The sequence below is a fragment of the Azospirillum fermentarium genome (genome assembly GCF_025961205.1).
Taxonomy (GTDB): domain Bacteria; phylum Pseudomonadota; class Alphaproteobacteria; order Azospirillales; family Azospirillaceae; genus Azospirillum; species Azospirillum fermentarium.
Map to the genome: position 1 here is coordinate 2,687,432 of NZ_JAOQNH010000001.1, position 22,764 is coordinate 2,710,195.

Consider the following 22,764-nt stretch of genomic DNA (forward strand, 5'->3'; position numbering starts at 1 on the left):
GCGATGTTTGAAAAGGTTCTGATTGCCAACCGCGGCGAGATCGCGTTGCGCATTCACCGCGCCTGCCGCGAGATGGGCATCCAGACCGTGGCCGTGCACTCCACCGCCGACGCCGACGCCATGCATGTGCGTCTGGCCGACGAAAGCGTGTGCATCGGCCCGCCCTCGGCCCGCGACAGCTATCTGAACATCCCGGCCATCCTGTCGGCGGCCACCATCACCGGGGCCGACGCCATCCACCCCGGCATCGGCTTCCTGGCGGAAAACGCCCAGTTCGCCGAAATGGTGGAAGAGCACGGCTTCGCCTTCATCGGCCCGACCGCGGACCACATCCGCATCATGGGCGACAAGGTGACCGCCAAGTCCACGGTGAAGAACCTGGGCCTGCCGGTGGTGCCCGGCTCCGACGGGCCCGTGGCCTCGCTGGACGAGGCGGAGGTCATCGCGCGCTCCATCGGCTTCCCCGTGTTGATCAAGGCGGCGGCGGGCGGCGGCGGCAAGGGCATGAAGGTGGCGCGCAGCCCCGAGACGCTGCGCGAGGCCTACCAGCTCGCCCGCGGCGAGGCGCGCGCGGCCTTCGGCAACGATGAAGTCTACATCGAAAAGTACCTGGGCCACCCGCGCCACATCGAAATCCAGTTGCTGGGCGACATGCATGGCAACTGCGTGCATTTCGGCGAGCGCGACTGTTCGGTCCAGCGCCGTCACCAGAAGGTGATCGAGGAAGCCCCGTCGCCGGCGCTCAACGCCGAACAGCGCAGCTTCATCGGCGATCTGGCCGCCCGGACCACCGCCGCCATCGGTTACCGCGGCGTCGGCACCATGGAGTTCCTGTTCGAGGACGGGCAGTTCTATTTCATCGAAATGAACACCCGTCTGCAGGTCGAGCACACGATTTCGGAAATGATCACCGGGATCGACCTCGTGCGCGAACAGATCCGCGTGGCGACCGGCGCGCCGCTGGGCTACGGCCAGGCGGATATCCGCTTCGAAGGCCACGCCATCGAATGCCGCATCAACGCCGAACACCCGGAAACCTTCCTGCCCTCGCCGGGCAGGATCGACGGGTATCACGCGCCGGGCGGCTTGGGCGTGCGCATCGATTCGGCGCTGTACGACGGCTACCGCATCCCGCCGCACTACGACAGCCTGATCGCCAAGCTGGTGGTGCACGGCTCCACCCGCAACGAATGCCTGATGCGCCTGCGGCGGACGCTGGAGGAATACGTCATCGGCGGCATCGACACCACCTTGCCGCTGCACCAGCGGATCATCGCGCAGCCGTCGTTCATCGACGGGGCCTATGACATCCACTGGCTGGAGCAGTTGATGGCCAAGGGATCATGACGGAACGCCGGCTGTACGTCCGCCCCACGGGGCTGCTGCCCGCCGGCTCACCGAACGCAACGCCCGCCGCACCGCTTGCCGGCGGGCGTTTTGCGTTCACGCTGGTGGACCTGACGGTGCGCGAGGCTGCGCGGATCACCGCCCGCACCACCCTGCCCTTTGGCGAAGCCCGCGCCTGGGCGGCACGCCATGGGCTGGCCGCGGCGTTCGATCACCGGATGGCCTTGCTGACCCGCCCCCGCGTGCCCTTCGGCGGGGTGGACATCCGGCGCCCGGCGGTGATGGGCATCGTCAACGTCACCCCCGACAGCTTTTCCGACGGCGGCGATTTCTTCCATGCCGGCACCGCCATCGCCCATGGCGAGGCGCTGGTGGAGGCCGGGGCCGACATTCTGGACGTGGGCGGTGAGTCCACCCGCCCCGGCGCCGCCACGGTGACCGAGGATGAGGAAAAGGCCCGCGTCCTGCCGGTGATCCGCCATTTCGCCGCCCGCGGGGTGGCGGTGTCGGTGGACACCCGCCACGCGGGCGTCATGGCCGCGGCGCTGGACGCCGGGGCGCGCATCATCAACGACATCAGCGGCCTGGCCGGGGATCCCGCCAGCCTGGACGTGGTGGCCCGCGCGGACGCCCCGGTGGTGGTGATGCACATGCAGGGCGAACCGGGCACCATGCAGGACGATCCCCGCTACGACGACGCGGCCCTGGACGTGTTCGACTGGCTGGAAAACCGGGTGGCCGCGTGCCGGACCGGCGGGGTGCCGCTGGACCGCATCGCCGTGGACCCCGGCATCGGCTTCGGCAAGACGGTGGCCCACAATCTGGAGATCCTGCGGGCGACGACGCTCTATCACGGCTTTGGCTGCCCGCTGCTGATCGGCCTGTCGCGCAAGCGCTTCATCGCCGGCCTGTCGCGCCAGGAACCGCCGAAGGAGCGGTTGCCCGGCTCGCTGATCGCCGGTTTCGAAACCTTGAGCCAGGGAGCCCAGATCCTGCGCGTCCACGACGTGACCGCCACCGTCCAAGCCCGCGCGGTGTGGGACGGGCTGCACCCGGCGGGGTAGCGCTGCCAGCTTTTTGCATTCGGCGTGGGGCGTGGTATGATCGGAGACAGGAGGTGACGCGCTGTCCGTTCCCTGGCGGTGAGGCCGGTTTCCCGGCCCCACCTGTTGGCCTTACCGATCCTGATTCTCATTGAAGCTGGCTTGGAACTCAATCTTCAACGTGAACCGGAAGCAGTGCAGCCACTTCAGGAACTCTCTCAAACGCGTCACCTCCTTTCGGTCTGCCAGCCGGGAACGGCCCGGCCAGCGCTCACACATTGGTATGAGTCACACGGATATCCAACCGATGCGCGCAAAAGCCCCTCCCCCTTATAGCGGAAAGGGCGTCGTGTGGATGATCCTCTGTCCAGCTTTTTGAATCCACCGCGGGACATGGTATGATCGGGGACAGGAGGTGACGCGCTGTCCGTTCCCTGGCGGTGAGGCCGGTTTCCCGGCCCCACCTGTTGGCCTTACCGATCCTGGTCCCAGTTGAAGCCGGCCTCGAACTCCAACTTCACCCGGAACCGGAAGCGGTGCAGCCACTTCAGGAACTCTCTCAAACGCGTCACCTCCTTTCGGTCTGCCAGCCGGACACGGCCCGGCCAGCGCTCACACATTAGTATGAGCCGTGCGGATATCCAACCGATGCGCGTCGAGGTGATAGCGAAGAAACGCCGAGGACGCAAAATCCATGGACACGCAACCCCAGATTTTTCATGATGCGGCAAACACTCAGGGGAATGCCGCCATGAAACGGGTTTCTGCCGTTTTCGTCTTATCCGCTGCCCTCATCCTCGCCTTATCCGCCGTGCCGGCGCTGGCGCATCCCGGCAATGTGGATAAGGAGGGGTGCCACGTGCAGAAATCCACCGGGCAGCGGCATTGCCACCCGGAACGGCGCAAGGCCGGCGGCGAAGCGCCCAAGAAGGCCCCCGCCACCGACAAGAAACCAAGCGGCGATGAGAAATCCAAGCAGCAGTAACCCGGCGCCTACGCCGGGCGGGCCGCCACGATCTGGTTGATGAGGAAGGTCAAAACCACCTCGCCCTGCTGGTTGCGGGTGGCGTAGGCGCAGCGCACGGTGCCGCGGTCGCCCCGGCGTGACGGGGTGACCGACACCACGGTCATGGTGACGGACAGGGTGTCACCGGGGCGCACGGGTTTCAGCCACCGCACCTCGTCCATGACGCCACCGCCCAGGCTGGTTCCGGCGAAGATGCCGGTTTGCAGCAGCAGACGGAACGACAGGGCCATGGATTGAAAGCCGCTGGCGATCAGCCCGCCGAACGGCCCGGATTCGGCCGCCACCCGGTCGATGTGGAACGGTTGCGGGTCGTGGACGAGCGCAAAGTCGATGATGGCGCTTTCGGTCAGGGTCACCCCCGCCGTTTCCACCACGTCGCCCACCGCAAAATCCTGAAAATAACGTCCGGTCATGGGTTCCTCCCGAGGGTGTTCTTACAGGGATTTTTCCATGTAAAGAACGCCATCGAGCGGATTGGCGCAATAGGCGCCGATGCGGCGGAAGCCCAGGGTCTCGTACAGTTTGATCGCGGCCCCCAGCTTTTCCAGGGTGTCCAGCCGCATGGCGCGGTAGCCCCGCTCCACCCCGGCGGCGATGATGGCCTCGGCCAGCCGCCGCCCGGCCCCGGTGCCACGGAAGGCGGGGCGGACGTAAAGCCGCTTCATCTCGCACACCCCGTCCTCGTCCAGCGGGCGCAGGGCGACACAGCCGGCCACAGCGTCCCCGACGCGGGCCAGCAGCAGTTCCCCCGACGGCGGCGCGTACTTGCCGGGCAGGCCAGCAAGCTCCTCGGCAAAGCCCTGGAAACACAGGGACACGCCGAGGAACGCCTCGTACTCGCGGAACAGACCGGCCACCACCGCCATGTCGGCCTCCCCCACGGCGCGGGACAGGACGACGGTGGCGGCGGCGGATGGATCAGACATGGATGCGCCCTTCCAGATACAGCACGGCACGCCCGCCGATGCGGACACGCTCGCCGCGATGTTCGCACATCAGCGCACCGCCGCGGGCGGAAATCTGCCGCGCCTCCAGCACCGTCTTCCCCAGCCGCTTGGCCCAGAACGGGATCAGGGTGCAGTGGGTCGAGCCGGTCACCGGGTCCTCGTCGATGCCGTGGGTGGGGGCGAAGAAGCGGGACACGAAATCCACCCCGTCCGTCCCCGGCGCCGTCACGATGACCGCGCGGTCCAGTTGCCCCAGCACGCGGAAATCGGGGGTGAGGTCACGCACCGCCGCCGCATCCTCGTACAGCACCACGTAATCACGCGCCGTCAGCACCGCCAGCGGGGCCGGGCCGCCCAGGGCTGCGGTCAGCGCCGTGGGGGCGTTGACCGTCTTGGGCGGACGGGAGGGGAAGTCGAGGATCAGCCGGTCCCCGTCCCGCTCCACGGTCAGGATGCCGGCCACCTGGGTGAAGAAATCCACCCGCTGCCGGTCCGGCTCCAGAAGGGTGGTGATGACGTGGGCCGCCGCCAGGGTGGCGTGGCCGCACAGATCGATCTCCACCGTCGGGGTGAACCAGCGCAGGCCATAGCCGACACCCTGGGGCACGATGAAGGCGGTTTCCGGCAGGTTGTTTTCCGCCGCGATGGCCTGAAGCCGGTCGTCGGGCAGCCAGCGTTCCAGCGGCACCACCGCGGCGGGGTTGCCGCCGAACACGGTGTCGGTGAAGGCATCGACCTGATAGATGGGCAGCGTGGTCATGGATTGTCCCCCTTCCTTATCGGATTAATCGCGCCAGAAGGGCTTGCGCCCCTCGCCGTCGGCCTCCACGCGGGAGATGCCGATGTCGCGCAACAAATGATCATCCAGCGCCTGAAGCGCGAGGCGCTGGCGCCGCCGCTCCTCCCACTCCAGGATTTTTTCGACAAAGGCCCACATGGCACGGGCGGTGGCACGAACCACGCCGGCCGGGGCCTGGGTGGCCGGGCTCTGGGCGGGGGCGGTGCGCAGCGCGTCGTTTGTGCTCATGATAACCTCCGTCGGATGGGATCAATCGTTCCCTGTGATCGAGACAATTTGCATTATGCAGTGCGAAATGCGCCGGTCAATGTCTTAATTGTCACCATTACATATCCGTGATGGGATGTATTCCGTTTGCAACACCAACCATAACCAACTGGCGGACATACAAAAAGGCGGGCCGCAACCGCGGACCCACCCTTTTCAGCCTGCCATGATGACGCAGGTGACGCTTAGGACAACGCTTTATTCCCGCACCCGGATCCCCCGCCCCGGCAGGGCATCGCGTCCGTGCGGGCCGTCCAGGTCGATGGCGGGGCCTTTGGGCACGATCAGGGTGGGGTTGATGGCGCGGTTGACGTAATAGCCGGTCTTGATGTGGTCCAGCCGCACCGTGGCCCGGATGCCCGGCCACTGATACAATTCCCGCAGATACCCGGACAAGGCGGGGTAATCGGCGATGCGCTGGCGGTTGCACTTGAACGCCCCGTGATAGGCCGCGTCGAACCGCACCAGCGTGACGAACAGGCGCCAGTCCGCCTCCGTCAGATACTCCCCGGCCAGATAACGGCTGCCCGACAGGTGCGCCTCCAGCCGGTCCAGTGCCGCGAACAACTCGTCGAAGGCGGCGTCATAGGCGCCTTGCGACGTGGCGAAGCCGCAGCGGTACACGCCGTTGTTCACCGCCGGATAGATCAGCGCGTTCCACCCGTCGATGGTCTCACGCAGGGATTCGGGGTACAGGTCCAGCCGGTTGCCGGTCAGCCCGTCGAAGGCGGTGTTGAGCAGACGGATGATGTCCGCCGATTCGTTGTTGACGATCCGCCCCTGCTGCCGGTCCCACAGCACCGGCACCGACACCTTGCCGGTGTAGGTGGCGTCGCTGGCGGTGTAGAGCTGGTGGTGGAAGCGCACCGGCCCCAGCGCCGGCCCGGCATCCTGCGGCGTGGCATAGGTCCAGCCGTCGTCACCCATGATCGGCTCGGCCACCGACACCGGGATCACGTCCTCCAGCCCCTTCAGCACACGGACGATCAGCGTGCGGCAGGCCCAAGGGCAAAGATACGACACGAAAAGCTGATAACGCCCGGCCTCCGCCCGCTCGATGGGGCCGCGGAAGCGGGTGGGTTCGCGGTGAAAGGCACCGCCCTTCTGTTCCCCTTGGGCGATGGGGGTGTTGACCCATTGCCCGTTGACCAGCCCGGCCATGCTCCGCCCTCCCCTGCTCGTGTCAGAAACAGAAGAAAACGCCGGCGATCCCGGATGGGGAACCGCCGGCGCCGTCTCCCGTGGTGCCGTGACTTACGCCAGCCCTTCGGCGGCCAGGGCCGCGCGCACCGCCGGACGGTCGGCGACACGGGCGGCGAAGGCCTTCAGATTGGCCAGACCGCCGACGTCCACGCCGGCATGCCCGGCCCAGCGGCTGACGGTGTAGGCATAGGCATCGGCCACGGTGAAGGTATCGCCGGTCAGGTACGGCTTACCGGCCAGTGCCGCGTCGAGCACCGCCAGCTTGGCAGCGACGTTGGCACGCGCGATGGGCTTGTAAGCCTCGGGCGTGTCGGGGCGGAACAGGGGCGAATAGCTCTTGTGGATTTCCGACCCGATGAAGTTCAGCCATTCCTGCACCTTGTAGCGCTCGAACGAGCCGGCGGGGGGCAGCAGGCCGGAGTCCGGCGCCTGATCGGCCAGATACTGGACGATCACCGCCCCTTCGGTCAGCAGCGCACCGTTGTCGAGCAGCAGGGCCGGCACTTGGCCCCGGGGCGCCACGGCACGATAATCGCTGCCGTCTTCCAGGGTCTTGGTGACCAGATCCACCTTGACCGCCTGCACCGCCAGCCCGGCTTCGTGGGCGACGATGTGGGGGGAGAGGGAGCAGGCACCGGGCTTGTAATAGAGCTTCATGATACGCTTTCCATTCCCTGGTCGGTTATTTCTTCACCGTCTCGGATTCGATGAGCAGGGTCACGTCGTCACCGATGGCCGGCACACCGTACTTCATACCAAAATCGCTGCGCTTAATCGTCCCCCGCGCGGAGAAGCCGGCGGTTTCCAGCTTGCTGGCCGGGCTGACCCCCGCCTTGTTGAAGGTGACGTCCAGCACCACCGGCTTGGTCACGCCCAGCAGGGTCAGGTCGCCGTGCAGCTTGCCCGTGGTGGCGCCGGTCTTTTCCACCGACGTGCTCTTGAAGGTCAGCGTGGGGAATTCCTTGGTGTTGAAGAAGTCGGGCGACTTCAGGTGTTCGTCACGCTTGGCGTGGTTGGTATCGACGCTGCCGGTATCGATGGTGACGCTGACGGCACTCTTGTCCAGCGCGTCCTGGTCCAGCGTCAGGTCGCCGGCCACGGCGTTGAAGCGGCCGATCAGGTTGGCGAAGCCCACGTGGTTGATGATGAACACCACGCTGGTGTGCGCCGGGTCCACCTTGTACGCCACCGGGGCGGCGGACGCCGGGGCCAGGCCCAGGGCGGCGGTGGCGAACAGGGCGGCGGCGAACAGGGTCTTCTTCATGGCATCAAGCTCCGTTTCGGGAATGAGGTGAATGTCGGGTCAATAAGGCGACGGTTCGCCGCCGCTGAGCGCATAGGCGGCACCGATGGCCGCCAGCGCCGGGATCAGGGTCAGAACGGTCACCACGGCGGCCCCCGCGGCGCGGCCCACGGCGGTGTCGGCCAGCGGCAGCCGCACCCGGCCCGCCAGCACCGCCGGCAGGGTCAGCAGCAGCACCGCCCCTTGCGTCTGGGTGAACAGGGCCAGCACGCCGGCCAGCAGCACGGCAACGCCCAGCGCCGCCCGCCCCGCCTGCCCCCACACGTGCCGGGCCACCGGCCAGTTCCACAGCAGGAACCCGCCCGCCGCCGCGGCCAGCGCCAGCGCCATCTGCGCGATGGAGGCGGAGGAGCCGATCAGCGCCGTGCCGCCGATGGCAAGCGACAGCGCCAGCAGCAGCGCCGCCCCGCCCACCGGCCCGGATCCACCGGCACCGGCACCGGTGCCGGAACCGAACAGGAAGGCCACGCCCCCCGCCGCCAGCACCGCCAGCGTCACCCCGGCGCTCGGCCCGTCGAGTGCCGGCAGCGCGATCCATACCAGTGCGGCCACCAGCCACAGGGACAGGACCGCGGCCCCGCCGCGCCCCTTCACCCCGGCAAGATCCAGGCCGGCGCCCAGAACCAGACCGGCGGCGGACGCCCAGAACAGCTTGCCCAGGCTGGACGGCGGCGGCAAAGCGGGCACCCCGACCACCAGGGCGAAGACGCCCAGGAACACCGCCCCCACCGCCGCGGCGGCCAGCGGCTTCCACAGGCGGTGCAGGACGCCCACCGCCAGCAGGGCGAGCAGCAGGGGCAACAGGCTGGATTGGATGAAGGGATCGTGGAGAAGCTCGGTCATCGCAGGCACCGGATCGAAAAGGTGAACCGTTCCCCCAAGGGTTAACCTGTGCTCTTATGAGCGTGAATTCCCCATCTTTGCCGAAAGGATCTGCATGAACGAGCGGGAGAGCTGGGACGACCTGCGTTATCTGCTGGCGGTGGCCCGCCACGGGTCGCTGTCGGCGGCGGCGCGGGTTCTGGGGGTGAACCACTCCACCGTGCTGCGGCGGGTGACGGCGCTGGAACAGACCATGGGCGCCCGGCTTTTCGACAAGCTGCCCGGCGGCTACGTCCTGACCGCCGCAGGCGACGAGATGACCCGCGTCGCCCAGCGGGTGGAGGAAGAGATGGCCGCCGCCAACCGCCTGTTGTCCGGGCGGGACGCGCAGTTGCGCGGGACGGTGCGGGTGACCACCATCGACATCGTGGCACTGCACGTGCTGCCGCGGCATCTGGCGGCGTTCCACGACCGTTATCCCGACCTGCGGGTGGACCTGATGACGGCGGAGGCGTCCCTGAGCCTGACCCGGCGGGAGGCGGACGTGGCCATCCGCTCCACCAACCGCCCGCCGGACAATCTGGTGGGCCGGGCGGTGTCGGGTCTGGCCTTTGCGGTTTACGGCGCCGCGGGCTATCTGGCAAAGGCCGGCGGGGGAGAGGATCCGGCCGCCCACCGCTGGGTGGATCTGGACGAATCCTTCGCCCATACCGCCATCGGCCTGTGGCGGCAACACACATACCCCGAGGCGCGCGTGGTCCAGCGGGTGAATTCCGTGGCGCTGGCGGTGGAGGCGGTGCGGGCCGGGGCCGGGCTGGGGCTGCTGCCCTGCGGGCTGGCCGGACGCGACCCCGCCCTGCGCCGGCTGGGCCCGCCGGTGCCCGGCGTCGGATCGGCGCTGTGGCTGCTGACGCACGAGGATCTGCGGCACATGGGCCGGGTGCGCGCCTTCCTGGATTTCATGGCCGCGGCCTTCGCCGGGGAACGCCCGCTGCTGGAGGGGCTGACTTCGCCCTGAGACCACAAAGAAAAAGGGCCGCCCGTTGATGGCGGCCCCGAGGTCAGGGAGGAACACGGAACCAAGAAGCGTTCGTGTCGAGAATTGTTTTCTCATAGAACTCTTAAGCGAAGGTAAATATGACTGGTCACAAAAGGCATACTCCTTTTGAGAAATACGAACGGATGTCTTCTTCCGATACCATCACCGACACGGGCGATACAGTGCGTCACGCATCGCGTATCTTCAGGACGACGCCCCTCTGTAAGGCTTGGTTTTGTTAAGTCCCGATTAACCGCTTCCTTAACCAAGCGTTAAGCAACAATCTCCGCAGTGTGACACTCCGTATCGGCCATCGAAACAGGGATTACCCCCTATCGGGGTGCCAGGGGCCGCCGGGACGGGCGAACCCTTCGATATGGTCGCGCAGCTTCTGCACCTGCGACGGTGTCAGCTCCACCCCGGCCAGATGGCGCATGCCCTCGGCCAGGGCGCCGCGGGTCGGGCGGCGTCCACCGGCGGACAGGTGCTGATAGACCACGAACCCGTCCAGGTAGCGCTGGACCAGATCGGCCCGCCCGCGCAACTGCTGCGCCTGACGGGAGGGGTCGGCCCGCAGGTGCTCGGCCAGCCGGCGGGCAGCCTCGCGCACCGGGATGGGGGGCAGCACGGCGGCGGCGGCCGGCGGCGGGGGTGCTGCGGGGTGGCCGGCGCGCTGGGCGGCGCGGTGGCGGGCCTGCCGTTCCCGTTCGCCCGCCCGCAGACGTTCGGCGAAATCCGGGTCGGCGGCCCGGCGGGCGGTGCGGACGGCGTTGGCGCGGGCAAAGCGGGCGGCACGCTTTTCCTGGGGCGACAGCCCCTCCTCCAGCCCGCCGCCCAGCAGGAAGGCCACCTCCTCCGGCGTCAGGCGGGCCAGGGAATCGGTCTCGGTCTCGGCCATGCGGGCGCCCTCCCCCTGCGTTCGTCCCATGCGGGACGAAACGGGCGGAGGGCCGCCCCGGTTCCACCATGATCAAACCGGGGGGATCAAACCGGGGGGATCAAACCGGGGGGATCAAGCCGGGGGATCAGGCCGGCAGACGGGCCAGCGCGCCGGGCAGGTCGGCAAAACGGTCGATGATGATGTCGGCGCCCAGCTCCGACACCGGCATGCGCGGATAGCCGTAGCTGACCGCCACCACCGGGATGCCGACGGCACGGGCCGACAGCACGTCGTTGCGCCCGTCACCCACCATCACCGCGGCGGTGGCGCCCAGCTTTTCCATCACCCACGCCACCGGGGCGCCGTCGGGCTTGCGCACCGGCAGCGTGTCGCCCCCCGCCACCACCGGCAACAGGTGGCCCAGCCCCAGCAGCCCCACCAGCTTGCGCGCGATGCGCTCGGGCTTGTTGGTGCACAGCCCCAGCTTGACGCCGGCGGCGTGCAGCCGCGTCAGGGTATCGACCACGCCGGGGTACAGGCACGACGGTTCCGCCGAATGGCTGAAATAGGTGTCGGTGTAATGCTGCAGCACCGCCGGCACCTGTCCGTCGGACAGGGCGGCACCGGTGGCGGCGAAGGCGGCGCGCAGCAACTGCCCCGACCCGTCGCCCACCATGGTGCGCACGTCGTCCACCGTCAGCGCCCGCCGCCCGAAATGGGCCAGGGTCTCGTTCAGCGCCTGGGTGATGTCGGGCACGCTGTCGATCAGCGTTCCGTCGAAATCGAACACCAAGGCGGACGGAAGGGCGGCGGACGGAAGGGCGGCGGAATCCAGGGACATGGCGCTCACGGGGCGGGCGGTGGCAGGGATCGGACCGGGACTGTCGTACCACCCCCCGCCCCGCCCCTCAACCCGCCGGATCACGGGATGATGGGCGAAATGGGGATAGCAGCCCCGCCAAAGAACAAGCCCGCTATCCTTTTGGCGAGGTTTTCACTATTTCACTCCGTCACAAAAGTTGACTTGGGCGGCGGCGGGCCGATGTGGCACACAGAAAAATGTGGGTCCGGGCCAGCCGCCGCCCGGCGTCCCATGTTTCGTTCGTTTTCGTCCGCACCAGCATCAGGAAGCCGCATGACCCGCCGTCCGCTCGCCTGCGTCATCCTTGCCGCCGGCAAGGGCACCCGCATGAAGTCCGATCTGCCCAAGGTGCTGCACAAGGTGGCCGGGCGGCCCATGGTCGGCCACGTGCTGGCCACCGTCGCGGCGCTGGAACCGGAACGGGTGGCCGTGGTGGTCGGGCCGGGCATGGACGACGTGGCCGCCGCCGTCGCCCCCGCTCCCACCGCCGTGCAGCGGCAGCAGCAGGGAACCGCCGACGCCGTGCGCGCCGGCCTGCCGCTGCTGGGCGGTTTCGACGGCAACGTGGTGGTGCTGTACGGCGACACGCCGCTGGTCACCCCCGCCACGCTGGAGAAGATGACGGCGGCACTGAATGGCCCCGAGGCCCCGGCAGTGGTGGTGCTGGGCATGCGCCCTGCCAATCCCCACGGCTATGGCCGGCTGATCCTGAACGCCGATGGCGGTCTGGACCGCATCGTCGAGCATCTGGACGCCACGGCGGAGGAACGCGCGGTCACCCTGTGCAACGCCGGGCTGATGGCGTTCGACGGGGCGCGGATGGGCGGCATCATCGGGCGCATCGGCAACGCCAACGCCAAGGGCGAATATTACCTGACCGACGCTGTGGAGATCGCCCGCGCCCTCGGCATGGCCTGCGCGGTGGTGGAGGTGGACGACACGTCGGAGGTGCTGGGCGTCAATTCCCGCGCCGAACTGGCGGAGGTGGAGCGCATCCTGCAAAACCGCCTGCGCACCGCCGCCATGATCAACGGTGCCACCCTGGCCGACCCGCAGACGGTCTCTTTCTCCCACGACACCGTGCTGGGCCGCGACGTGGTGGTCGGGCAACACGTGGTGTTCGGCCCCGGCGTGACCGTGGGCGACCGGGTGGAGATCAAGCCCTTCTGCCATTTCGAGGATGTGACGGTGGCCGACGGCGCCGTCATCGGCCCCTACGCCCGCCTGCGCCCCGGTGCCGAGATCGGGCCGGACGCCCACATCGGCAATTTCGTGGAAATCAAGAACGCGCGGATCGAAGCGGGGGCCAAGGTCAACCACCTGACCTACATCGGCGATGCGCGGGTGGGGGCCAGGGCCAACATCGGCGCCGGCACCATCACCTGCAACTACGACGGCTATTTCAAGCACAGGACCGACATCGGCGCCGGCGCCTTCATCGGGTCGAACACGGCGCTGGTGGCACCGGTCACCGTGGGTGACGGGGCCATCGTCGGGGCCGGCAGCACGATCACCGGCGACGTGCCCGCCGACGCCATGGCCGTGGCCCGCGGGCGGCAGGCCACCCTGCCCGGATGGGCCGCGCGGTTCCGCGCGCAGAAGCAAGACGAGAAGAGCCGTAAGGCGTGACCGGGCCGGACCAGGCCCCCTTTCCCGACCAGTAACGGAGAACGGTTCGACATGTGCGGCATCATCGGCATCATCGGCACCCGCGACGCGGCCCCCCGTCTGGTGGAGGGACTGCGCCGGCTGGAATACCGCGGCTATGACAGCGCGGGCGTGGCAACGCTCATCAACGGCCACATCGACCGGCGACGGGCGGAAGGCAAGCTGCTGAACCTGGACGCCAAGCTGCGCGAAAACCCGCTGCCCGGCATCGTCGGCATCGGTCATACGCGCTGGGCGACCCACGGCGGCCCCACCGAGAACAACGCCCACCCCCACGCGACCCCCCGCGTGGCCGTGGTCCACAACGGCATCATCGAGAACTATCAGGAGCTGAAGGACGAGCTGATCGCCCACGGCCACGCGTTCGAAAGCGCCACGGACACCGAGGTGATCGTCCATCTGGTCACCCACTATCTGAACCAGGGCATGACCCCGGTGGATGCGGCCTCGGCCTCCTTCAAGCGCTTCACCGGCGCCTTCGCCCTGGTGCTGATCTTCGCCGGCGAGCACGACCTGATGATCGGTGCGCGCCACGGCACGCCGCTGGCGGTGGGATACGGCGAGGGGGAGATGTATCTGGCCTCCGACGCCTTCGCGCTGGCGCCGCTGACCAACCGCATCTGCTATCTGGAGGACGGCGACTGGGTGGTGATGACGCGGGAGCGCTGCACCGTCCACGATGCCACCGACACGGTGGTGGACCGCCCGGTCAAGACCACGGCGGTGTCGGGTGCCCTGATCGGCAAGGACGGCTATCGCCACTACATGCTCAAGGAAATCTATGAGCAGCCGCAGGTGATCGGCGACACGCTGAATTCCTACATCAACCCGGAAACGGCGCGGGTGACCCTGCCCGACCTGCCCTTCGACATTTCCCGTGCCACGCGCCTGACCATCGTCGCCTGCGGCACGGCGTATTACGCCGGTCTGGTGGCGAAATACTGGTTCGAGACGCTGGCGCGGCTGCCGGTGGACATCGACATCGCCTCGGAATTCCGCTACCGCGAGGCGCCGCTGCCCGAGGGCGGGGTGGCGCTGTTCATCTCCCAGTCGGGCGAGACGCTGGATACGCTGGAGGCCCTGCGCTACTGCAAACGCCAGGGCCAGAAGATCCTGTCGGTGGTGAACGTGCCGGAAAGCACCATCGCGCGGGAATCGGACGCGGTGCTGATGACGCTGGCCGGGCCGGAAATCGGCGTGGCCTCCACCAAGGCGTTCACGACGCAGTTGACGACTCTGGCCTGTCTGGCGGTGTCGGTGGCGCACGCCCGCGGCGCCATTTCCACCGAACGGATGCAGGAGATCGCCCGCGCGTTGCGCGAAGTCCCCGCCCGCGCCGCCGAGGTTCTGGCCCACGACGAGCGCCTGAAGGAACTGGCGGCGGAGGTGTCGGAGGCCCGCGACGTGCTGTACCTGGGCCGCGGCGCCATGTACCCGCTGGCGCTGGAAGGCGCCTTGAAGCTGAAGGAAATCAGCTACATCCACGCCGAGGGTTACGCGGCGGGCGAACTGAAGCACGGGCCCATCGCGCTGATCGACGATTCCGTTCCGGTGATCGTTCTGGTGCCGTCGGACGGGTTGTTCGAGAAGGTGGTGTCGAACGTGCAGGAGGTGTGCGCACGGTCGGGCAAGGTGCTGCTTCTGGCGGATTCCAAGGGTATCGACAAGCTGAAGGACAAGGTCCGCTGGTCGGTTGAACTCCCCGCCTGCGACCCGCTGGTGGCCCCGCTGCTCTACGCCATCCCGGTGCAGTTGCTGGCGTATCACACCGCCGTGCTGAAGGGCACGGATGTGGACCAGCCGCGGAATTTGGCCAAGAGTGTCACGGTGGAGTGAGGGTGCGCCGGGCGGTTACGCCGGTGTCCGCGGACAAAAATGTTTGCTCATGGACAATAAAGTCTGCACATGGACAAAATAGTCTGCTCCTGACGCCTGCCTTTCCACGCCCAGGCCGAACAAAAAAGTTTGCACGTGGTTAAGCTTTGCAGAACTCCCATGGGGGCGTATCCTTGAATAAGGAAGCGCACCCATGGGGGCGGGCATGGCTCGCAATCGGTACGGTTTCGACGAAGACAAGATCACGCGCTTCCACAAGGAAGGGCGCGGGACCGGGCGGGGGGGGCGTACAAGCCCTGGCTTACCGTCCTTGACGTTCTTCCAGCGGACGCTCCCATCGGCCGCACGGCCTCAAGACGGGCCGGGTCCATCATCTGCTGTCCGACATCGAGCACGATCTCTTCCTCCTGCTCGATTGGGCCGACAGCGTTCGCGGCATCCGCGAGCAATTTCCCCTCGACCGATCGATCACCCAACGGATCGTGGAAAGGACCGGCATTCAATCCCAACCAAACCCGCAAGACAAAGCCAGATTTTGACACGGATGCCTACAAGGATAGTAAAAAATTAAACAGATGATGTGGGTCGCAATTCGTTATGACAAGCCCCACTCTTCCTTCCTCACCTTCATCAATCTCGCCGCTATTCGTATTTTGATACCAACATTTGTCCAAAAACCTGGCGATCCAGGCCGACCGGCGACACCATCCTTCCTGCACGGGGAATCATTCGGCTTTTCGCGTAATACGGATGCTGAGCTTCTTGACCCGGTGCCACAGGCTGCGTTCCGTGATGCCCAGTTTCTTGGCGGCACTGGCCTGAACGCCGCCGCTTTCGTGAAGGGCATCGGTCACGATCTTTCGCTCGATCCGTTCCAACTCGGAATCCAGATCGATGGGAAAGCCCGACGCCTGCGCGATCTTCGGGCGCCCTTCGAAGATGTACTGCGGCAGGTCGCCCACATCGACCATCGCGCCGCGCGCGACGATCACCGCCCGTTCCACGCAATTCTGCAATTCACGCACGTTGCCGGGCCAATGATAGGCCGCCATCGCAGCGGCGGCCGGACGGGTGAACCCGGTCAGCCGCTTTCCCATGGCGGCGGCGTGCCGCGCCAGAATGTGGGCCGCCAGCATGTCCAGATCGTCCTTGCGGTCCCGCAGCGACGGCACATGGATCGGAAACACGTTCAGACGGTAATAGAGATCGTCCCGGAAGGCCCCCCGCTCCACCTCCCGGCGCAGGTCGCGGTGGGTGGCGGCGATGAAGCGGATGTCAACGGTCTGGGACCGCGTGCTGCCCACCTTCTCGAACGTCTGTTCCTGGATCGCGCGCAGCACCTTGGCTTGCAGCGGCAGCGGCATGTCGCCGATTTCGTCCAGGAAAAGGGTGCCGCCGTCCGCCGCCGCGAAGCGGCCCTCGCGGGTGAAGACGGCGCCGGTGAACGCCCCCTTCACATGGCCGAACAGCTCGCTTTCCATCAGGCTTTCCGGGATCGCCGCACAGTTGACGGCGATGAAGGGCTTGTTGCGCCGCTGGCTGTTGTCGTGAACGGCGCGGGCGATCAGTTCCTTCCCGGTCCCGCTTTCCCCTTGCAACAGGACGCTGGCCCGGCTGTCGCACACCTCCGTGATCTGCTTCAGGACAAGCTGGAACGGGGTGCTCGTGCCGATGAGGCTGCCGAAATCATATTTTTCCCTCAGCTCTTCGCGCAGGCGGAGGTTTTCCGCCTCCGCCTCCCGCAGCTTCAGGGCGCGCCCGATGGTTGCGACCAGATCCTCGATTTCGAACGGCTTGGAGATGTAGTCGAAGGCCCCGTCGCGCACCAGCGCCACCGCATCCGGCACCGAGGCATAGGCGGTGATGATGACCACGGGGATTTCCGGCCGCGCCGCCTGCAAAAGGCGCAGGAACTCCCGCCCGTCCATGCCCGGCATGCGCAGGTCCGACAGGACGAGGCTCACCGGATTGTCATCGATCCACGTCAAGGCGGCTGCGGCCGAATCGACGAAATGCGCCCGGAAACCACGGACCTCCAGGGCGTCGGCAACCACCTCGGCCAACCGGACCTCATCATCGACGATCAGAATCACCGTGGATCTCCCTCACTGCCGGGAACCATGGGAAGGCGCAGGGTGAAGGTGGTGCCGACACCCGGCAGGCTGTCGAAGTGGATGCTGCCGCCATGCTGTTCCATGACGTCGCGCACGCGCGCCAGACCAAGCCCCGTGCCCCGCGGTTTGGTGGTCACGAAGGGATCGAAGATGCGGTCCTGAACCTCGGTGGAGACGCCGGCGCCGGTGTCGCCGATGGTGACCACGATGTCGCCATCCTCGCGCGCCACGGCCACCGTCAGGGTTCCGCCGTCGGGCATGGCGTCCATGGCGTTCAGCAGGATGTTCAGGAAGGCCTGATGCAGCCGCGTGGCGTCGCCCATCGCCACGGCCCTGCCCGTGGGCCATGCGGTCTGGACGGCGATGCGCCGCTGCGCCAGTTCGGGGGCGGTGAACTCCAGCACCGTGTGCAGTTCGGCCCCGATATCGACGGGAAGGCGGGCAATCGTCTTGGGCTGGGCGTAGTCCAGGAGTTCCTGCACCAGCTTCTCGATCCGCCCCACCTCGTCGAGCACGAAGCTGATCAGCCGTTCGGATGCCTGCGGCAACTGGAACTTCATGCGCAGAACCTGGCTCGACGTCTTGATGATGCCGAGCGGGTTGCGGATTTCATGGGCCATCACCGCCGCCGCCTCGCCCAGCACCGCCAGTTTCTCCCGGCGGCGCACCAGCGCCTCCCGGCGGCGCAGGGTTTCGAGCTGCTCGGTCATGTCGTTGAAGCCGGTGGCGAGCTGGACCAGTTCTCGCCCGCCTTCCACCGCAACGCGGGTGGAATAGTCGCCTTCGTGAACGCGCCGCAGCGCCTGGGTCAAGCGGCTGAGAGGACGGGAAATCAGCTTCGACAACGAGAGCGCCACCACCAGGGACAGCGCCCCGGCGATCCCCGCCAGCAGAACGAAGAGTTCGAGCGTGCGGACGTGGGACAGAAGCGTGAGCTGGTCGGTCATCCGGCAGGCGACGACGCCCACCAGACTGCCGTCGTTGTCACGCAGCGCCGCAAAGCCGGTGGCCATGCGGTCGGTTTCGAACATCTTGGCGGTCACGCTCGGCATCCCGGCGGAGAATTTCTCCAGCACACCGCCGGGAAGCTGCGCCGCTTCCCCGCCGCCGGGGTTCAGCGTGGCCACCTGACCGTCGGTGACGGCAAAGACCTGGACCCGCAGGTTGGGGTTGGTTTCCCCCATGTTGACCACGGTGCCGTCCCAGCGGTCGCCGACAAAGATGCGATAGGTCTGGCCGTTCCTCTGAAACCGCTTCACGGCCCCCAGCAGCAGGATCGGACGGTCCTGGTCCTTGAACACGAAGAACCGGTTCTGGCGCGAGCGGGGCAGCCAGCGCCCATCGCCGATGGCCCCATGGCTGTACAGGATCTGTCCGGCATCATCGTAGATCGCCACGGCGTCATAACCGACCGAGGCGAGGAGATTGGCCGACATTTCCATGATCTTTTTTTCAAGATCGCCGGTATCATTGCCCAGGCTGGCGGCAATGATCGTTACGGCCTGCTTGGCGTCCACCTGCTCGTCGATGAGGCGCTGCGTCACGAACAGCGACGCATCCTGGAGCCAATGCTCCATGCTTTCGCTGAACAGGCCGGCGATCAGGTCGGCCACGACGAGGCTTGCCATCAGAACCGGAAAGGCGCTGACCGACAGGAACGCGATCACCAGCCGCCACCGCAACGTCATCCCGCCGAACAGCGCGAACCGCCCCGGCCGGTTCACCGCCCGGAGCGCCTTGGGCGGGGCGGGCACGGTGGTGCCGGTCATGACGCCCGGTCCGGGCGGCGGGACCGGAAAGCCCGGAGATCCGGATCCCAGCGGTCAAGGGCGAGCCAGGGTGCAGCCCCGCGGATGATCCGGTTCAAAACCCCGTTGCGGCACTGGACGAAATTCGTGGACGGTGCCAGACGGCTGCCGAAACGCAGTTTCGAGGCGTAGGCCGTCTGCCCCACCTGCAACAGGGGGCGATGGGATTCCATCGCGAAACGAACGTTCTCCATCCAGCTCACGGCGTAGAGATTGTGCTCCCGCGCCAACGGATACGCCATGCCGAGGAATTTGTCGATCACCCGGTCCGGCTGCAAAAGAAGGAGGTTGAAGGCGGCCAGACGGTCCCCCACCCAATACAGGACGAACCGGGTCCGTCCGGGCTGCATGCGGGCGACGTTCTGGAAATAACCGTCCGGCAGATCCTCGAACTCGCCATAGCGCACCTGGCTGTTTTGCCGCGTGCTCTCATAGAGGGCGTCGATCTCGGCGGCGATGCCGTCGATCCCGCTGCGGTGTTCGATCCGCACCGACGCGCGGCTTTTCAGCTTGCGCTTCAGGTCTTTGCGCGTCGCCGGCGACAGGCTGGCCAGATAGCCCGCCGCGTCACACCCGCCCAGATCCAGCACGGCAACCGGCAGGCTGCCGACCGCGGCGTAACGGTGCGCGCCCAGGACCGGGGCCAGCCAGCCGGCGTCCGGTTCCGCCACATCCTTGAAGACGACGAGCCGGTCACCCGTCCGCGCCGCCTCCGCCTCCAGCAGCGCCAGCAGCGCCGCGAGGGCGCGGGCGCGGTCTTGCGGGGACAGTCCGGGCCGCACCGCCACATGGCAGCGTTCGGTCAGCGGCGACCCCACCCCCAGCATCCCCCAGCGCATCAGCCCCGGCACGGCATCGCCCAGCCGCTGGGCCACCGCGGCGGCACGGCCCTGCAACGGCGTGTCCAGCCGGTATTCCATGCGGAAAAGCGGCGCCCCCAGCACCAGCCCGCGGTCATCGAACACCGCCGCCGCCCGGTCGTTGCCGCAGGCGCGGTAATAGTCCCAGCCCTCGGCCTCGCCGGGAAAACACGCGGTCCAGTCCTCGGCGGGCAAGGCGCCCACGCCGGGCACGATGGCCGCGCGGAGCGCCGGCTCAGCGTTCATTGACCGCTTCCTCCCGGTGGAAGGCGGGGGCGGGCAGCCCCGCGGCCAGCGACGCCAGAAACGCGGCGACCCGCCGGGCGACCACATCCCGCTGCCGATCCACGGTGATGAGATGGTAGGAATCCTCCAGCACCAGCGCATCCACCCGTCCGCCCAGCCGGCGCTGAAGATAAAAGGCGTTGGACAGGCTGGCCGTGTCATCCTCGCGCGCGTGGATCAGCAGCGTCGGCTGGCGGATCTCGGGCAGGCGCGGTTTCAGATCGGCGGTCAGGCGCCACATCTCCTGAATCGCCTGGGACGGCGTGGACAACAGCCCGGCGCCGGCGGAATCGCCGCTGTTCATGGCGCGCACCACCAGCGCCCGGATGCGGGCGTCCTTCACCCCATAGGGTTCATGCTCGACGAAGGAATAGCGCTGGCCGATCGGCGTGTTGATGAGCAGCTTCAGCAGAAAGCTGTACCAGGGGATCGCCCAGCCGTCGTACCGCAGCGTCGGCGCCAGCATCACCAGACCGCCCACCCGTTGCGGCTGTCCCCAGGCCAGACGGGCGGCCAGCAGGGCGCCCATGGAAAGCCCGCCCACCACCACCGTGTCGCAAACCGCCTCCAGCCGGGCCAGACCGGCCTCCACGCTGGCGTACCAGTCGCGCCAGCCGGTGGCCTTGAGATCCCCGGCGGTTCCGCAATGGCCGGCAAGCTGGCAGCACAGCACCGTCGCCCCGCTTTCCTGAAGCCGGCGGCCCAGCGTCTTCATCTCCACCGGCGTGCCGCCCAGCCCGTGGATGAGCAGAATGCCCAGACGCTGGTGCCCGGTGCCGGAACCGGGAAGAAAGATTGTCCGATCGACGGTCATGGCACCCCTGGCCCTTTCGCCCATAGCCCTTTCGCCGCCATGTCGTCGGCGGCCTCCATAATGCGCGCGTTGGTCCGGCCATTGACGGCGCGGGCCGCGTCCGGGCTGGCCGCCGGCAGGACCGGACGGTCCGTGGCCGACAGCAGCGCCCGGAACGGATCGGAAAAGGCGGGGGGCGAGTGGTCCCCGCACACATCCATGCCCAGCAGCGGGCGCCGCCCCGCCAGACACCGGATCAGCGCCAGCACCGCATCCAGCGTCAGCCCGCCCTGGTCCCAGTTGGTCACCGCGTCCGCCGGCACCAGCGCGTCCTTGTCGAGCGAGACCCAGACCGGCAGTTGCGGCAGCCGCCGATCCAGCGCGACGATGAAATCCTCCCACCGCTGCCCTTCCAGGCAGTGCCAGACAAGGCGCCCCTTCACCGTGGTGCAGCCGGGGGCGTCGATCCGGCGGCCCCACAGCCGGCTGGACGGCGCCCGCCACGGGTGAACCTCCAGCGTGCCGCGGCGGATGGCGTCCAGATTGGCGAACGACCATTGGGGGCGGTCGAGATCGCCGCTGGCCGGGCCGATGGTCACCACCCGCCGGACCCCCGGCAGCTCCAGCGCCCGGTTGACCCAGGAGCCGCAGTTCCAGGTCGCCGGAAAGGTCGTCCAGTCGGGATGATTGTCGATGTGCAGCACCATCAACGGCCCGCTCAGCGCGCTGAGGAACAGGGCCGCCAGATGGTGAAAATCGCCGGACCCGTAAAAGATCAGCGGCGGCGGCCCGTCCGCCAGGGGAAAGGCACGCTCGATCCGCCCGCGCAGATCGGCCAGCGCCCCACGGCTGGCGACGATGCGCAAGCGGGCCGCCAGATCCCGCGCATCGATGCGCGTCATGGTGCCGGCGGCCAGACGCCGCTGCACCTCCGGCTGGTCCGGCACCGCACCGTCGAGGTCGATCAGCACCGCCCGGACCGCCGCCGCACCACCCCGGTCCTCAGTGGACGTGCCGTCGGGCATCCGCGTCTCCCAGGGTGGCCGGCACCGGGGCCGTGTGGTCCAGCATCCGCTGGAACAGGGGGATCAGATCGGCGAAGCCCGCGAATGCGGTGTGGGGAATGGCGCGCTCCCGGCAATGGGCCGCCAGCTTGCCCTTGGCGAAAACGAGGCCGGCGGCCCCGGCGGCACAGAAATCCGACCGCCCGTCGCCGATCAGCACCGACGCCGGTCCCAGCGCCGGCCGCGGCACATCCGGCCAGACGCGGGCGCATTTGCAGTTTCCGGCAGCGCTGGCGCAGTCGGCGCGGGCGTGGGGGAAATCCAGCCGCCAGCGGTCCCCCCCCTGCCAGCTCAGACGGTTGGACACCACCGGCGCATCGACCCCGATCCGGTCCAGCACGCCCCGCGCCACCCGGTCCAGCCCGTCCGACAGGATGGTGACCGGCACGCCGTACCGCCGGCACAGAGCCATGAAGCCCGCAAAGGCCGGATCGACGCGGATGCCGTCGAGGAACCCTTCCAGCGCCGCGGGCGTCACGCGCAGCAGGCCGACCTGACGGGACATGCATTCACGCGACCCGATCGCACCGCGCAGCCACGCCTCCTCCACCGCCTCCCATTCCGGGTCGGCAAAGCGCTGGAGAAGCAGGTCGGTCGTATCCTCTTCCGAGATGGTGCCGTCGAAGTCGATGAAAAGGTGAAGGGGCATGGGCAAGGGACTGTCTTTCGGTGTCATCGCGCCGTGCAGGAACCGGCGCCATCCCCCCGTATAAGCAAAAGCTGCGCCAGCGCCCGCACAGCCGGCGTCATCCCCCTCTCGCCCCCGTGGGAGAGGGGGAACGTCGGCGGCAATGGCG

General features: G+C 67.8%; 22 protein-coding genes. 6 read left to right on the forward strand and 16 right to left on the reverse strand.

Features of this window, described 5'->3' with window-relative positions; all coding sequences use genetic code 11:
- Window positions 1-3: 3 nt before the first annotated feature.
- From accC to M2352_RS12665, 3 genes are all read left to right on the forward strand, one after another.
- Window positions 4-1,347: an acetyl-CoA carboxylase biotin carboxylase subunit gene (accC, locus tag M2352_RS12655; RefSeq protein ID WP_264665355.1), complete on the forward strand. Its 1,344-nt coding sequence runs from the start codon at window positions 4-6 to the stop codon at window positions 1,345-1,347.
- Window positions 1,344-2,411, forward strand: a complete 1,068-nt coding sequence (gene folP, locus M2352_RS12660) for a dihydropteroate synthase (protein ID WP_264664839.1) — start codon at window positions 1,344-1,346, stop codon at window positions 2,409-2,411. Before accC ends, folP begins: the two co-directional genes overlap by 4 nt.
- A gap of 673 nt (window positions 2,412-3,084) precedes the next feature.
- Complete coding sequence (locus M2352_RS12665) at window positions 3,085-3,375, forward strand: YHYH domain-containing protein (protein ID WP_264664840.1); 291 nt, start codon at window positions 3,085-3,087, stop codon at window positions 3,373-3,375.
- A gap of 8 nt (window positions 3,376-3,383) precedes the next feature.
- On the opposite strand, the gene M2352_RS12670 is transcribed toward M2352_RS12665, so the two are convergent.
- The 8 genes from M2352_RS12670 to M2352_RS12705 all read right to left on the reverse strand — a co-directional run bounded on the left by M2352_RS12670 (window position 3,384) and on the right by M2352_RS12705 (window position 8,779).
- On the reverse strand, window positions 3,384-3,830 hold the full coding sequence (locus tag M2352_RS12670; protein WP_264664841.1) for a MaoC family dehydratase: 447 nt from the start codon (window positions 3,828-3,830) through the stop codon (window positions 3,384-3,386).
- A gap of 21 nt (window positions 3,831-3,851) precedes the next feature.
- Window positions 3,852-4,343, reverse strand: coding sequence for a GNAT family N-acetyltransferase (locus tag M2352_RS12675; protein ID WP_264664842.1), 492 nt, complete (start codon window positions 4,341-4,343; stop codon window positions 3,852-3,854).
- Window positions 4,336-5,124: a PhzF family phenazine biosynthesis protein gene (locus tag M2352_RS12680; RefSeq protein WP_264664843.1), complete on the reverse strand. Its 789-nt coding sequence runs from the start codon at window positions 5,122-5,124 to the stop codon at window positions 4,336-4,338. The genes M2352_RS12675 and M2352_RS12680 overlap by 8 nt, the downstream gene beginning before the upstream one ends.
- A gap of 24 nt (window positions 5,125-5,148) precedes the next feature.
- Window positions 5,149-5,391, reverse strand: a complete 243-nt coding sequence (locus tag M2352_RS12685) for a DUF1127 domain-containing protein (protein ID WP_264664844.1) — start codon at window positions 5,389-5,391, stop codon at window positions 5,149-5,151.
- 237 nt (window positions 5,392-5,628) lie between these two features.
- Window positions 5,629-6,591 carry a glutathione S-transferase family protein gene (locus M2352_RS12690; protein WP_264664845.1) on the reverse strand — a complete coding sequence of 321 codons (963 nt, stop codon included), beginning with the start codon at window positions 6,589-6,591 and terminating at the stop codon, window positions 5,629-5,631.
- A 93-nt stretch (window positions 6,592-6,684) separates the two neighbouring features.
- Entirely contained in the window at window positions 6,685-7,290 is a 606-nt protein-coding gene (gene gstA / locus M2352_RS12695) for a glutathione transferase GstA (RefSeq protein WP_264664846.1), read from the reverse strand.
- Between the two features lie 25 nt (window positions 7,291-7,315).
- Window positions 7,316-7,897, reverse strand: coding sequence for a YceI family protein (locus tag M2352_RS12700; RefSeq protein ID WP_264664847.1), 582 nt, complete (start codon window positions 7,895-7,897; stop codon window positions 7,316-7,318).
- Window positions 7,898-7,936: 39 nt separating this feature from the next.
- A complete protein-coding gene (locus M2352_RS12705) occupies window positions 7,937-8,779 on the reverse strand; it encodes a hypothetical protein (protein ID WP_264664848.1) in 843 nt (280 codons plus the stop codon).
- 94 nt (window positions 8,780-8,873) lie between these two features.
- On the opposite strand from M2352_RS12705, the gene M2352_RS12710 reads away from it, so the two are divergent.
- Window positions 8,874-9,776 (forward strand): LysR family transcriptional regulator, encoded by a 903-nt coding sequence (locus tag M2352_RS12710; RefSeq protein WP_264664849.1) that lies wholly within the window; start codon window positions 8,874-8,876, stop codon window positions 9,774-9,776.
- 346 nt (window positions 9,777-10,122) lie between these two features.
- On the opposite strand, the gene M2352_RS12715 is transcribed toward M2352_RS12710, so the two are convergent.
- Window positions 10,123-10,695 carry a hypothetical protein gene (locus M2352_RS12715; RefSeq protein ID WP_264664850.1) on the reverse strand — a complete coding sequence of 191 codons (573 nt, stop codon included), beginning with the start codon at window positions 10,693-10,695 and terminating at the stop codon, window positions 10,123-10,125.
- A 127-nt stretch (window positions 10,696-10,822) separates the two neighbouring features.
- Window positions 10,823-11,518 (reverse strand): HAD-IA family hydrolase, encoded by a 696-nt coding sequence (locus M2352_RS12720; protein ID WP_264665356.1) that lies wholly within the window; start codon window positions 11,516-11,518, stop codon window positions 10,823-10,825.
- Between the two features lie 294 nt (window positions 11,519-11,812).
- Here M2352_RS12720 and glmU point away from each other — a divergent pair, with 294 nt between their 5' ends.
- Together glmU and glmS are read left to right on the forward strand one after the other, a co-directional pair.
- Complete coding sequence (glmU, locus tag M2352_RS12725; protein ID WP_264664851.1) at window positions 11,813-13,168, forward strand: bifunctional UDP-N-acetylglucosamine diphosphorylase/glucosamine-1-phosphate N-acetyltransferase GlmU; 1,356 nt, start codon at window positions 11,813-11,815, stop codon at window positions 13,166-13,168.
- Window positions 13,169-13,219: 51 nt separating this feature from the next.
- Window positions 13,220-15,043, forward strand: a complete 1,824-nt coding sequence (gene glmS, locus M2352_RS12730) for a glutamine--fructose-6-phosphate transaminase (isomerizing) (protein ID WP_264664852.1) — start codon at window positions 13,220-13,222, stop codon at window positions 15,041-15,043.
- A gap of 725 nt (window positions 15,044-15,768) precedes the next feature.
- Here the strand turns inward: glmS and M2352_RS12735 are convergent.
- Genes M2352_RS12735 through M2352_RS12760 form a run of 6 tightly spaced genes read right to left on the reverse strand, consistent with a single transcriptional unit; the run spans window position 15,769 to window position 22,616 of the window.
- A complete protein-coding gene (locus M2352_RS12735) occupies window positions 15,769-17,136 on the reverse strand; it encodes a sigma-54-dependent transcriptional regulator (protein WP_264664853.1) in 1,368 nt (455 codons plus the stop codon).
- Window positions 17,133-18,926, reverse strand: coding sequence for a sensor histidine kinase (locus M2352_RS12740; RefSeq protein ID WP_264664854.1), 1,794 nt, complete (start codon window positions 18,924-18,926; stop codon window positions 17,133-17,135). The genes M2352_RS12735 and M2352_RS12740 overlap by 4 nt, the downstream gene beginning before the upstream one ends.
- Window positions 18,923-20,071: a GNAT family N-acetyltransferase gene (locus M2352_RS12745; RefSeq protein WP_264664855.1), complete on the reverse strand. Its 1,149-nt coding sequence runs from the start codon at window positions 20,069-20,071 to the stop codon at window positions 18,923-18,925. Before M2352_RS12745 ends, M2352_RS12740 begins: the two co-directional genes overlap by 4 nt.
- The gene (locus M2352_RS12750) at window positions 20,061-20,924 is read right to left on the reverse strand and encodes an alpha/beta hydrolase (RefSeq protein ID WP_264664856.1); all 864 of its coding nucleotides are present in this window, start codon (window positions 20,922-20,924) and stop codon (window positions 20,061-20,063) included. The genes M2352_RS12745 and M2352_RS12750 overlap by 11 nt, the downstream gene beginning before the upstream one ends.
- Window positions 20,921-21,928: an arginase family protein gene (locus M2352_RS12755; protein ID WP_264664857.1), complete on the reverse strand. Its 1,008-nt coding sequence runs from the start codon at window positions 21,926-21,928 to the stop codon at window positions 20,921-20,923. The genes M2352_RS12750 and M2352_RS12755 overlap by 4 nt, the downstream gene beginning before the upstream one ends.
- Window positions 21,906-22,616 (reverse strand): HAD-IB family phosphatase, encoded by a 711-nt coding sequence (locus tag M2352_RS12760; protein WP_264664858.1) that lies wholly within the window; start codon window positions 22,614-22,616, stop codon window positions 21,906-21,908. The genes M2352_RS12755 and M2352_RS12760 overlap by 23 nt, the downstream gene beginning before the upstream one ends.
- Window positions 22,617-22,764: the final 148 nt, after the last annotated feature.